13 protein-coding genes are annotated in these 12,637 nt (G+C 43.7%); 9 read left to right on the top strand and 4 right to left on the bottom strand.

Annotated features, from left to right (window positions below; translation table 11 throughout):
• Positions 1-192: 192 nt before the first annotated feature.
• Positions 193-1,932, bottom strand: a complete 1,740-nt coding sequence (locus tag CDC33_RS15425; protein ID WP_109009194.1) for a peroxidase family protein — start codon at positions 1,930-1,932, stop codon at positions 193-195.
• Between the two features lie 512 nt (positions 1,933-2,444).
• On the opposite strand from CDC33_RS15425, the gene CDC33_RS15420 reads away from it, so the two are divergent.
• The 4 genes from CDC33_RS15420 (at position 2,445) to CDC33_RS15405 (ending at position 5,615) form a co-directional block, all read left to right on the top strand.
• Positions 2,445-2,930 (top strand): CRR6 family NdhI maturation factor, encoded by a 486-nt coding sequence (locus CDC33_RS15420; RefSeq protein ID WP_109009193.1) that lies wholly within the window; start codon positions 2,445-2,447, stop codon positions 2,928-2,930.
• 104 nt (positions 2,931-3,034) lie between these two features.
• Positions 3,035-3,712 (top strand): two-component system response regulator RppA, encoded by a 678-nt coding sequence (gene rppA, locus CDC33_RS15415; protein ID WP_109009192.1) that lies wholly within the window; start codon positions 3,035-3,037, stop codon positions 3,710-3,712.
• Positions 3,713-3,715: 3 nt separating this feature from the next.
• Entirely contained in the window at positions 3,716-5,170 is a 1,455-nt protein-coding gene (locus CDC33_RS15410) for a sensor histidine kinase (RefSeq protein WP_109009191.1), read from the top strand.
• Positions 5,171-5,240: 70 nt separating this feature from the next.
• On the top strand, positions 5,241-5,615 hold the full coding sequence (locus tag CDC33_RS15405; protein ID WP_109009190.1) for a DNA-binding protein: 375 nt from the start codon (positions 5,241-5,243) through the stop codon (positions 5,613-5,615).
• A 180-nt stretch (positions 5,616-5,795) separates the two neighbouring features.
• On the opposite strand, the gene CDC33_RS15400 is transcribed toward CDC33_RS15405, so the two are convergent.
• A complete protein-coding gene (locus tag CDC33_RS15400) occupies positions 5,796-6,755 on the bottom strand; it encodes a glycosyltransferase family 9 protein (protein ID WP_109009189.1) in 960 nt (319 codons plus the stop codon).
• A gap of 69 nt (positions 6,756-6,824) precedes the next feature.
• On the opposite strand from CDC33_RS15400, the gene ispD reads away from it, so the two are divergent.
• The 4 genes from ispD (at position 6,825) to CDC33_RS15385 (ending at position 8,839) form a co-directional block, all read left to right on the top strand.
• Entirely contained in the window at positions 6,825-7,514 is a 690-nt protein-coding gene (gene ispD, locus CDC33_RS15395; protein ID WP_109009188.1) for a 2-C-methyl-D-erythritol 4-phosphate cytidylyltransferase, read from the top strand.
• A gap of 213 nt (positions 7,515-7,727) precedes the next feature.
• Positions 7,728-8,264: an SMC-Scp complex subunit ScpB gene (scpB, locus tag CDC33_RS15390; protein WP_109009187.1), complete on the top strand. Its 537-nt coding sequence runs from the start codon at positions 7,728-7,730 to the stop codon at positions 8,262-8,264.
• Positions 8,265-8,334: 70 nt separating this feature from the next.
• Positions 8,335-8,502 (top strand): hypothetical protein, encoded by a 168-nt coding sequence (locus CDC33_RS38780; protein WP_181374025.1) that lies wholly within the window; start codon positions 8,335-8,337, stop codon positions 8,500-8,502.
• Positions 8,492-8,839 carry a DUF760 domain-containing protein gene (locus CDC33_RS15385; protein WP_109009186.1) on the top strand — a complete coding sequence of 116 codons (348 nt, stop codon included), beginning with the start codon at positions 8,492-8,494 and terminating at the stop codon, positions 8,837-8,839. Before CDC33_RS38780 ends, CDC33_RS15385 begins: the two co-directional genes overlap by 11 nt.
• A 276-nt stretch (positions 8,840-9,115) precedes the next feature.
• Here CDC33_RS15385 and CDC33_RS15380 read toward each other — a convergent pair whose 3' ends face one another.
• Positions 9,116-10,324 (bottom strand): HhoA/HhoB/HtrA family serine endopeptidase, encoded by a 1,209-nt coding sequence (locus CDC33_RS15380; protein ID WP_109009185.1) that lies wholly within the window; start codon positions 10,322-10,324, stop codon positions 9,116-9,118.
• 271 nt (positions 10,325-10,595) lie between these two features.
• On the opposite strand from CDC33_RS15380, the gene CDC33_RS15370 reads away from it, so the two are divergent.
• Complete coding sequence (locus tag CDC33_RS15370) at positions 10,596-11,489, top strand: peptidoglycan DD-metalloendopeptidase family protein (protein WP_109009183.1); 894 nt, start codon at positions 10,596-10,598, stop codon at positions 11,487-11,489.
• A gap of 98 nt (positions 11,490-11,587) precedes the next feature.
• Here the strand turns inward: CDC33_RS15370 and CDC33_RS15365 are convergent, their stop codons facing one another.
• On the bottom strand, positions 11,588-12,625 hold the full coding sequence (locus CDC33_RS15365) for a cysteine hydrolase family protein (protein ID WP_109009182.1): 1,038 nt from the start codon (positions 12,623-12,625) through the stop codon (positions 11,588-11,590).
• Positions 12,626-12,637 lie beyond the last annotated feature (12 nt).

Here is a 12,637-nt window from a genome sequence, read left to right as displayed (position 1 = left end):
TTCCTACTTTAATTTTTCACTTAGAGGATGTTTGAAAAATATTTTGGTGTGATATAGGTTTGCCCCCCAATTTATCGGGGGGTTGGGGGGATCAAAAGCTTGTGGTGCAACTCTCAAAAACTTGTGTGTACACCGTAGTCTTAACAATGGTGCGTTACGCGAAACGCACCCTACAGTTAATGTGGTCGATTACTAAAGTTTCAGCGCGTATTTAATCAGGTCAGGCATATCGAATTTATCCTTTTTGCCAATTTGGGGTGTCCATGTAGGTGCTTGACGCAGAAACGAGTGACTATCTTGTAAAAGCAAGCCTACAAATGTCTCCAGGACTATCCGGCTACCAACTTTGCCAAGGCTAACTGGTGTTTCAGTCTTACCACCTTTTATTTGCCAATCATGGGCAGCTTCAGCCAAAATATAGTACCAGAGGGGAGCCTTGCCAATAAAGTCACTATGGATATCACGCAGAATTGGCAGTTTATTAAACTCATCAGCATTAGTGGCTTTTCCTACCCTCATATCTTCTTCACGAAGAGGCTGATAGCTCATTGCCCTAGCGACATCTTGCCCTGACGGTAAACCCATAGACATTCCCCGAAGCAGATTACGGAATGCAAGGTTGTTAATCATAGGTTTATTTTGTCTATCTAGCTGAGGCTGAGGCTGAAGCTTACTGATGTTATCTAGTGGAGGTTGCTTATTGATTTGAGAAAATTCTGGTAAAAAAGCCAACGGATTGACTAGAGAAGAATCGATTTTGTAAGCAGGCTGAGTGCGATTCTTGTTTTTACGAGAATCTTTATTTTGTGTTAAGTCGAAAAATAAATTCCAGTCAATTCCCCATTCTTTTGGAAATTGGTCGAAGCCATTAAGTCCACGTTCTTTTAGACCAGCAAAGATGAATTGCCGTCCGTCAATGCCTCGTGCTTTCTCATTAGGATCGGTAGTATCAGGATTATTGCCACCTGTAAGCTTAGTATTGAGACGATAGATAGGGCGCACCATTGAATGTCCAAAACGATAAGCCGCAACCGCAAACTCAACGGGCATAAAAGCATCATTATGCGGTTTATAGAAGTGTAAACGTGGAGGATAATCGAAAATTGAACCATTATTACTTAAGTGGGGAAGGATATTTTTGTATACATCAGAACAGGTAATTTTCGGTAGAAAATCGTGAAGTACTACATACTGATAATGCCAGCGTACGTGACGCTGAATTTCAGCAAAACTCCAATTTGAATGATCGTCTGCAAGTCGGTTATGGAATTGCAAAAAGATTCCGTGCAATTGAGAAACAATGACATTTTCATCATTGCGTTTGTCGCCAATGAGGGCGCGGTGATGTTCACCATCATCATCAGTCCAGCTATGACGTGGTAAATCCTTGCCAATAGCCTTGCCGCCTAAACCTTCAAACAAATCGCGTCCCAACTGAAATTTTCGACCATTTCCCGTATACATATAAGGTTGGTCGTCAGGGCCACTGCCATAAACAGAGTCTAGGTCTAGAGCTGGGGTTCTAAAATCTACTAAGGCATTGACATCGTTACGTTGCTGTAAGCTGCTGGCAGGATCGAAGGTAATATCGTGGTCGATAAACTGACCGAAGTAGGTGTACCCTGCATCAATACCACTGTTTTCTTCATCATCGTGAAGACGACTTTCACGGGGTTTGCCATTTTCGTCAACGTCTTCATTAGGAGCTGTGGGTAAATTGCGATCGTCTTTTTCTGGGTCTGCTGACATTCGATTTTCTTCTTGACCATCGCCAGCTAGCTTTTGTAGAGCTTCTTCAGACCAACTGGCTGGGGGTAAGCTGCGGAAAATTCGCCCAAAGCGTCCCTCAAATTGTGGAGAACGAGGATTAAAGTCTGCCCCACGAACTCCGCCGTGTGAAGGAGTGGTTTTGCTTGGTAAGTGAGTACGCATATAAAATTCATTCCTGAAAAACTAAGACAGTTGCTAGATTATTTATCAGTATTTAAGAGCTTAAGACTCAAATACGATCTTGAGTTGTTAATGTTGATTAAACTTTGTATTGTGCCTACCACAAATAAAAAATTCAACCTTGTTGTTACATTTAACGGAGATTGATTGAGGAATTATGCAAAAACATTTTAAATAACCAGAATAAATCTAGAGAGTCAGACTTGTCTAGAAAGTTTATATAGATTAATTAATTATCACCCAAAAAGTAAGTAAGTGAGAATAAATCAAAGTATGTTAATTAATGTAAAAAATAAGAATTCGCTTGTACTGAAGGCGAACATTTTACCATACAAATGGCTAAAGCCTTCACTACAAACCTTTAATTATTTCCGCCGTTCTACTTATTTAATAAATACTAATTTACGAATTACGAATTATGAATTGTTAATGTAGCATCAATCCCTGAAAGCTGCTACTGTAGATTGTCGATCCTACAGTTGAGCATCAAAAAAGTGGCTGCTGAATCAAAGACAATTGCAATCGCACTCAATAATGACTTCATTAATAATCTGGATCTGTCGCCTGCGTCAACGGTGATTGAACAACTGCTGCAAGATGGGGCCGCATCCCATGAACAGCAGCTACGCTTTGATATCAATTATGAACTAGAACCTGGCGATCCACGGGAACTCTCAGAAGTTCCAGAGGTGCGGCTGTGGTTTATACGCCTAGATGCCAAATACCCGTGGTTACCATTTTTACTAGATTGGAAAGCTGGAGAATTTGCTCGTTATAGCGCCATGCTTGTACCACACCAGTTCAGTTCCAAAGAAGGTATTCAGTACAATCCTGAAGCCTTAGAAATATTTTTGATGCACAAAATCTTTATTTTAGGTGATTGGCTCAAACAACAAAATATCCCTAGCCTCTCACGCCTGAAGTCTATGGCCCAAATGTTGGGTTATGAATTAGAGGATGCTTTTTTTGAGATATTTTAGCTGGGTGAAAATTAAGTTGGCACAATAAAATCAAACTAGGCTAAAACCCAATTCCCAATTCCCAATTCCCAATTCCCCATTCCCAAACTACCTGCAATTGAACAATGCGGATTTTGCTAGTAGAAGACGATCCAGAGCAAATTGAACCGCTCCATGATGCCTTGGCTCGTTCAGGGCATATTGTGGATGCCGTCGAAGATGGGGCAACAGCCCAATGGTTGATGGGTGAAAAAGATTACGATTTGCTGATTTTTGACTGGATGTTGCCCGATGAAGATGGTATTTTTCTGTGCAAACAGTATCGTCAAGCAGGAAAAGCGTCTCCTATCTTGATGTTGACGGCAAAAGATACCACTGTCGATAAAGTGATGGGGTTAGATGCCGGAGCCGATGATTACCTTGTCAAACCTGTAGATATTGAAGAATTACTGGCACGGGTGCGGGCATTACGACGGCGATCGCCCCTGTGGTGTGGTGATGCGTTGCAAGTCAAAGGGCTATCGCTCCATCTCGACACCATGCGCCTGGAATGGGGAAGTAGTAGCCTGAAACTGAAAAGCCGCGACTTTCAGCTACTAGAGTACATGATGCGGCATCCTCGCCAAATTCTCACCCACGATCAGATTGAACAGGCGCTCTGGGAATGGGGACAAGAACCTGAGAGTAATGCCGTAGTTGCTCGCATCAAACGCTTGCGTCAACGACTGCGCGAGATTGGTGTAGAAACTTGGATTGAAACCGTTTATGGCACTGGCTATCGTTTAGAACCTCCTGCGGGGTAATCTATGGCTTATCGGGTTCAACGGCTCTATCAACACTGGCAAACTTTGCCGATTCGAGTGCGGGGAACAGCAATCGTTGCCATTCCTATAACCTGCTTGTTTATGGCTCTATCAGCCTTTGCTTGGCTAAAAGCCAGTCTGGTAGAAGATGAAACCTTGGTGCAGCATACTCAAACGGTACGCTTAGAAACAAAACAGCTTCTCAACGCCTTGATTGATGCTGAAACTGGAGTTCGAGGTTATGGGCTAACTCAACGGGAGGAATTTTTGGCTCCTTATAAGCAAGCTCAGACAATTATTCCTCCATCCTTGAATCGATTAGAAAAACTGGTACAAGACAATGCCCAACAAACCCAGCAAATTCAAAAAATTCGCACACTGGTTGATGATAATTTAGAAATATTTCAGCAAAAATTAACCTTACAGCGAGAACTGAAACGAATTCGTGGGCGAACCGATACCTTGGTTCCCGTAGCGTCCCTTTATGAGTGGTTGGAGGAAGGGAAATTAATGATGGATCAGGCGCGTCAACAAATAGATCGCTTCGCTCAAACCGAAGAAGAATTATTAGTACAACGAATACAACATCAAGATTTTTATCGGCAAATTACCTGGATTGTATTATGTATTTCTGTTGTATTCGGGACGATCGCAGCTTTGTTTACAGTTCATCTTTTCTATCAACTGGAGCGAGAATTAGCCAACCGAGAAATCAATCTGCGAGAAACCAACCAGCATTTAGAAATAGTCTGCGATCAACTCCAGCGATTTACTGCTAATGCTTCTCATGAACTCAGGGCACCCTTAGCAGCAATCATGAGCAATGCCCAAGTTGGGCTGATGGATTTAGATGAGTTAGACGACTCACCAATGAAACTGCGAAAGCGCATTGAGAAGATTATCAGCCTTACCAAACAGATGAGTACGTTGGTGGGTGATTTGTTATTCCTGGCGCGACACGAAGGATTATTGGCTCCTGACTCAATGGAATCTGTGAATTTAACAGAGCTTTTACGGAGTATTTCCACCGAATGGTTGTCACAGGCAAAAATCCATTCTTTAGAACTCATTAGCCAGTTACCCGATACCACTCTTGTAGTTCAGGGTGATGCAAACTTGTTACAACAAGCGATCGCTAATCTCCTCAGCAATGCTTGTCGCTATACAACCCCTGGTGGAACCATTGAACTGCGCCTAATTAGACAGCTAGAAGAAGCCTTAATTCAGGTTAAAGATACTGGGATTGGCATTCCCAGCCATGCATTACCTCATGTATTTGAAAGATTCTACCGAGCCGATCCAAAACGTTCTAGAGCATCGGGTGGATTTGGACTAGGATTAGCGATCGCCCAGCAGATTGTTCAAGTTCACGGAGGACAAATCAGTGTCACAAGTACTCTTGATCAAGGGTCAACCTTTCAAATTACCCTGCCACTTTTGACGCACAAATCCAAATAAATTCTGGTCATTTTTTGGTCATACTTCCTGTTTACATTTTATGCAATGAAGTTCAAACCAATAAATTCTTATGAAATCCACTGTTGCTATGACCTTTACATCTGCACTGTTAGCGGTAGTTATTCCCACCGCTCAAGCACAAATCCCAATCCGTAATTTGCAGCGCGATCCAGGAGTCAGCATTTCTGGTGAAATTCGCAGTGTTGTTGGCAATGAATTTATCTTAGAGGACGGCACCGGACAGATTATTGTCGATGCTGGACCACGTTGGCATCATCAGCTAAATTTGCGCCAGGGTGAAAAAGTAACTGTCGTAGGAGAATACGATGACTATGATTTTGATGCCTTTAGCATTACTCGCAGTAACGGAGAAGTGATTCGCATTCGCAATGCCGAAGGCCCACCCCCTTGGGCCGGTGGACGGGGACGGCGCGATCGCAAATAAGCACAAAACATTGCTAGAAAAAAATCTGGTTTTTGTAGAGACGCGATTTATGGCGTCTTCAAAAACTGAAATAACCGCAAAATCTAGTTGTGACACCTAGATTTTGCGGTCATTTAGCAAACGCATAACTACATTGGATATCCAATAAACTAATTCTAGAAATTGAGACAAACTGCTGGTTTAGCCACCCCAAATTTTCTCCAAAACTGCGTTTGGTGAAACATCCGCCGTTTTTCCTGTGGGGGATTCAATAGCCAGGAATTTATCGTTTTTCGGCAATAACTTAGCTGGATCAGTGGGCCCAAATAGGGCGATGGTATAGGTTTGAACTGCAACACTCAGTTGTAGTGCCGCATTATCAGTAGACAACATCAGATTTGCCCCGGCGATTATGGCAGCTAACTTACCAATATCATCTGGGGCAGTCACCTTAATATCTGGAGAAGACCCCAGAAGCGATCGCACAAACTGCTCATCGTCAACTCCCTTAATGACTACCACAGGCAGATCGGGTTGCTTATCTTGGAAGTTTTGAATAATTTGCTGCCACTTCTGGACAGGGTAGATTTTATCCGGTTCTTTAGCCTGAGATAACTGGTCAGAACCGCCATGAATCAAGATATAACCTGTTTCATGAACCCCTAAACGTTTTTGTTCCTTTTCTGCCCAATCAATATCTGTTTTTGGTACATTTACAGCTAATTCTGGGACAGGGGTTTTTATGCTTAATGGTTGCAGCAAATCATGATATGCTGCCGCCGCATACTGAGATGGTTTAAATGGCACAGCGTTGGTAAGAAAAACCGCTCCTTTGCCTTGGTAGCCAATGCGTGTGGGAATTCCCGTCAACCAGACTAAAAGACCCATCAACCAATTTTGCTTAACAGCAATGGCAACATCGTATTCGCGATCGCGAATTGTCCCCACCAAGTTACCCCAATCTGCCAGACTGTTACGGTCTTGAAAATCAAAGGCCAGTACCTCGTGAACTGACTTGCTCACTCGATAGGCAGCCTTTGACCGGGGTTCAACAACGACATCTATCTGAGCGTTAGGGTAATTGCGCTTGAGGTCATCTAGAGTCGGAAAAAAGAGAATTTGGTCGCCAATTCCGCCAGGTACAAGGGCTACTACTCGCATAATATTTATTGACGCTTACTCGCTCCCTATTTTAGGGGAAAATATATAGCTTAAAGATTGAGGAATTCTGTGTATTTACTAATTCCAGCTGCGGGAACCGGAAAAAGAATGGGTAGTAACCGCAATAAACTCCTGCTAGTCGTGCGATCGCAACCAATTATTGCTTGGACTTTATTAGCCGCAGAAGCCGCCAGTACAATCAGTTGGATCGGAATTATTTCTCAGCCTACCGATTGGCCAGACTTCAACGCAATTCTCGCCGATCTGAAGTTGACTAAACCAGTGGAATTGATTACAGGTGGCTCCACCCGCCAAGAGTCTGTTTACAATGGCTTGCAGGCGTTACCAGTAGCCGCAGAACAAGTGTTGATTCATGATGGGGCTAGATGCCTGGCCACACCAGATTTATTTAACTCTTGTGCCCAAGCCATTCGCCATTGTCCCGGTTTAATTGCTGGTGTACCCGTTAAAGACACCATTAAAGTTGTTGATGAACAAGGCATAATTCAAAAAACACCCGACAGACGGCAATTATGGGCAGCACAAACTCCCCAAGGATTTGATGTAAAATTGTTGAAACAGTGCCACGCTGAAGGTGTTCGTCAAGGTTGGGAAGTAACTGACGACGCGGCTTTATTTGAAAAATGTGGTATTGAAGTGCGAATTGTCGAGGGAGAAGAGACAAATTTAAAAGTGACAACTCCCCAAGATTTAGCGATCGCAGAATTTATCTTAACAACTAGAGGGATTGGGAATTAGGGACTGGGGACTGGGGAGCAGAGGGAAAATTCCTGTCCTCTGTACCTTTCCTCTTTCCCAATTCCCAATCCCTAATCCCTAATCCCCAATCCCCAATCCCCAATATTTTGACAATTTACGATATAATGCCACACACTTGTTGATTGTTAGTTGTCATGTACTAATGACCAATGACAAATGACTAATGACCAATGACAAATGACTAATAACTAAATGATTACAGCCACAGCGACAAAGATAGAAGCAATTCTGTATTTAAAGGGTAAACCCTTGTCGCTCGGCGAAATTGCCGAGTATGCCGCGTGCGATCGCGCCACTGTCAAAGAAGGCATAATTGAACTAATGGACAACTATGCCCACCGAGATAGCGCCCTAGAGGTAGTAGAAACTCCAGATGGTTACAGTTTGCAACTACGGTCTGATTTTCATGACTTAGTGCAAACTATGATACCAGTAGAATTGGGAGTAGGTGCATTGCGAACTTTAGCTGCGATCGCCCTAAATAGTCCCATACTCCAAAGCGACTTGATTAACCTACGCGGTTCAGGAGTATATCAGCACGTTCCAGAACTCGTAGAACTTGGTTTCATCCGAAAGCGCCGAGACAGCGACTCTCGCTCCTATTCACTCCAAGTAACCCCAAAATTTCATCAATATTTCCAAATCGAACAACTCCCCCAAATTCTTTCTACTAGCCAGAAGGAAGAACAACTAGAACTCGAACTGGAGGGAGTGGGGAGTGGGGAGTAGGGAGTGAGGGAGGGAGGGAGGGAGGGAGGGAGGGAGTGAGGGAGGGACAAGAATTAATAACCAATGCCCAATGCCCAATGCCCAATGCCCAATGCCCAATGCCCAATTCCCCATTCCCCATTCCCCATTCCCCACTCCCCTCCTCTTGACTTATACCTCTGGTGAATGCGCTACCCTTGTACTATGGTTTAAAGTGGAGTTAGCAATTAAGCTAAATAAAACTGCCAATGGTGTTTAATCCTGACTTTTTAAATGACAACTCTGAGGAACACCCTAATCAACTTCTTTCAGACCACTCTGAGCAATACCCCAATCAGCTACTCAAATATCTACAGCATCAGTCTCCTGATGTTTTAGCCAGGATTGCTCAGTCCGCTAGCCCCGAAATTAAACAAATCATCTCGCAAAATGTCCAAGGGCTTGTGGGAATGCTCCCGCCAGAGAATTTCAACGTGCAAATCACAACAGACCGGGAGAATTTAGCTGGGCTTCTAGCGTCGGCCATGATGACAGGGTATTTTCTGCGTCAGATGGAACAAAGAATGCAGTTAGAGAATTTGTCTAATGGTCAATAGTCAGTAGTCAAATATTCTAGAACTATTGACCAAATAATTACTAATGACACTCCCGGACTCGCTACCGCTACTAACGTAATTCGTAATTCAAAAGGTTACAGCACCCCACACTGAATTACAAATTCAGTGGTTAACAAGACATTTGTGGAGAGTTAAAGCTTCCACTGATAACCTAGCGGTAGCAAGTTCGCTTACTCCTGCAAAGAAGCAAGCTACGTGCAGCATTTCTTAGAGAGCGTCTTGCAATTATGAATTATCAATTACGAATTATCTTGACTACTTTCTTTCAGGATAAGCTCCTGATTGTACTTTGAAGGTTTGAATTTTACCGCTACGGTTGACTTCGATCGCTAAGATGTCGCCAACTGTGGTAGACTCTACAAGCTTCTGGACTTGGGCTGAGGTTTTGACTGGTTTACCGTTAACTTTTTGAATCACGTCTCCAGGAAGCAGTCCTCCACGCTTGGCTGGGGAATCCTCTGTGACTTCTTTAATTACAATCCCAGCTTCCTGCTGAATGTTGATCTGTTTTTCTTGATTAATCTGCTGTTTTCTGATGGGAGAAAGGTCTGCCATTTCAATACCCAAAAAGGGATGTTGTACACGCCCTTTGGTAAAAAGTTCATTAGCGATGCGCGCGGCGGTTTCGATAGGGATAGCGAAACCGAGTCCTTGAGCATCAGCGCGGATGGCTGTGTTAACACCAATCACTTCGCCTTGGGCGTTTAACAAGGGGCCACCAGAATTACCAGGGTTAATTGCGGCATCAGTTTGGATAAAGCTGACTCGCTTATCTGGGACACCAACCTGAGTACTTGTACGATCTGTCGCGCTGACGATGCCAATAGTGACAGTATTATCTAAACCAAGAGGATTGCCAATAGCGATCGCCCATTGTCCTGGTATTAAGTTTTGCGAATTGCCTAACTTTACTGTCGGTAAATGATCCGCTTTTATTTTTACCACCGCCACATCTGTCACCGAATCAACTCCTACCACCTTCCCCTCTAGACTGCGACCATCTTTGAGGGTGACTTGTACTGTATCTGTATCAGCTACCACATGAGCGTTAGTCAGTAATTCTCCATCCTCGCTCAAAATAAATCCCGATCCTGTACCGCGCTCAATGCGTTCTTGGGGAATTGGTTGCTCATCCTCTCCAAAGAATCGCCGCAAGAGGGGATTTTTCAAAGCGTCAGAAATAGGATTAGCGACTTTACGCGTGGCATTAATTCGCACAACCGCCGGGCCAACTTTTTGCACTGCCGTCGCAATAAAATTCACATTATCGCCCCCAGTAGCCCCAATTGCTCCGTTAGAAGAATTTGGTACTACAGATTCTGGAGGCGAAGCCATTGTTACATTTCTTAACTGCTGGAACGAGGAATTTTTGAGCAGGAAATAGCGACTGCCAAATAAACCTGCACCACAGCCAAACGCCAGTAAAAATACATAAATCGCCAGTTGCTTTAAGGATAACTTCATAATCATTCTGCTTAAGGACAGAAATGCAGTTGCTAATTTCTAAGTGTAGTCAAGCTAACGGCAAGTGGACAGATCAATTTACGAGGAATTGAGCATGGGGCATGGGGCATGGGGCATGGGGCATAGGGCATGGGGCATTGGTTATTAATTCTTGTCCCTCCCTCCCTCCCTCCCTCATCTCCCCCTGCTCCCCCTGCCCTTTCCACTCCCTACTCCCCCACTTCCCACACTCTCCATCTAAAATTTAATAATGCGATCTTGACCTGTATACATGACTTTACCCTTTCGTCAACTGATTCTCTGTAGCTTAGTTAGCGCCTTGAGCTTAGTATCCACACTGCCAAACATCAACAGTGCCAAAGCTGCTGTGGGTGGTTGCCCAACTCCAGCCCTATCTCGCTTCAAACGCCATAAAGTTGTTCGTGGCGAAACTTTGGAGAGCATAGCGCAACGCTACAATCTCATACCTACAACTATTATCGGCATGAATCCAGCTTTGCAGAGCGGTGCAATCGCACCCGTTGGTAGTGTACTTCAAATTCCTCCCTACAATGGGATTGTAGTCGAAGTGCCTCGTGGTCAAACTTGGCGACAAGTAGCAGCACAATACAAAGTTCGTGCTGACAGCCTTTTTGAAGTGAATGGCTGCCAACAAGACCCTAGAATTGTGTTTGTTCCGGGGGTAAATTGGTCGCCCAATGGTGTTGTAACTAAGTCCCCCTTACCTACTGATGCAGGTACACCAAACCGTGCATCCTTGTCTGGATATCCTTTGGGAGAAGTGGCAACTGTGGGATTAGCTTACGGCTGGCAAATTAATCCTGCTACAGGTCAAGTTTTCTTCCACAGTGGTGTTGATTTATTAGCACCAATTGGTACAGATGTGCTAGCGATCGCGCCTGGAACCGTAGCCTTTGCTAATGACCAAGGTTCTTATGGCAAATTGGTCATTATTAACCACAGTGGCGGACTCCAAAGCCGCTATGCCCAGCTTGACAGCATCAAGGTTTCTGTCGGTCAACAAGTAAAAAAAGGAGACTTACTGGGAACAGTAGGCACTAGTGGACAACCAACCTCCAGTCAACCGCACCTCCATTTTGAAGTGCGTTCTAGCTCATCTCTGGGTTGGGTAGCAGAAGATCCAAACGGTTATTTGAAAAAATGAAGTTCGTTTTGAAACGCAGAGGAACGCAAAGGAAATCTCTGTCTTCCTCTGCGAAACCTTTGCGATCCTACCCTGCGGGAAGGCGAAGCGCCTATGCGTTAAAAAAAAGATGCTATATTTTCGCTAGATTTTACGATGTGCATTCCTGCCTCTGCAAACCTTGTAAATGCTGCATCTGCCTGTTCTGTGTAGTCCACAACACCAGGAACAACAACAGGAGAAGTGCAATTTTCTAGCAAATAGATTTTTTGAGCAAGGGTGGCATCTACCTGTTTAATTTCTGTTAATAAATCGTCAATTGTCCAAGCGACGCAGTGACTTTTAGCTTGACCACCAATAATTACTGCATCATATTCTAAAAGTTGCTTAATCAGACGCGTGTTTTTTTGACCAAGTGGACGTTGCTCAAAATCTTCCAACACCTCTGGACGCAAAATAGAATAATTTTCTGTTAAGGGATTCTCACCTTTAATTTCAAATTGTGTCTGACTCTGACGAGCAATGCTGTGAAAAAATATCGCTTCTTCTACTGATGAAACTAAAGCATGACCAATACCACCCAACATAGAATGATAAGGCCAAACTGTCAGGGGATATTTACCGTCTTGACTTAGTTGCTTAACGTAATGGTAAGTATGTTTTTCTAATAATTCATAATCCCCATTAGTAACAGTGTCAGCAACTACTGGATTAACTTTCCAGATACCTTGTTCGATGTCTTTTGGGGTAATGTTGGTAGCTGCTGGAGTAGGATGTTCTCCGGCGGCATTCACCCAAAAGATCGGATGGAAGATTTGTGTTGCTGTGTGGGTATCCAGAGTAGGTACAATTTTTGTAATTACTCCCAAGTTGCGATAAATAAACTCACATAACCTAACATTATCATCCACTGCCCCATTCCCAGATTTTCCACCTACAAATAATTCAAATCCAGGGATGCAGAACGTATTTTGGACATCAATTAATAGTAAGCAAATCCGGCTTTTATCTAAAGATGCAGGTTTGATATCGTGTTGTTTTGCCCAGATTTCAGCTTCGGCGGCACGTTCTTGGTAAGGTACGCGCCAGACTTCTCCTACCTTATTGGGGTTAAAATGCGGGGGAATGGGTAGTTGGGTTGTTATTTGGGTGTTCATCTAAAATCTGTA

The organism is Nostoc commune NIES-4072, assembly GCF_003113895.1.
GTDB classification, from domain to species: Bacteria; Cyanobacteriota; Cyanobacteriia; order Cyanobacteriales; family Nostocaceae; genus Nostoc; species Nostoc commune.
Note: the sequence above shows the minus strand (reverse complement) of the source record. Positions and strands in the feature narration are given on the sequence as shown.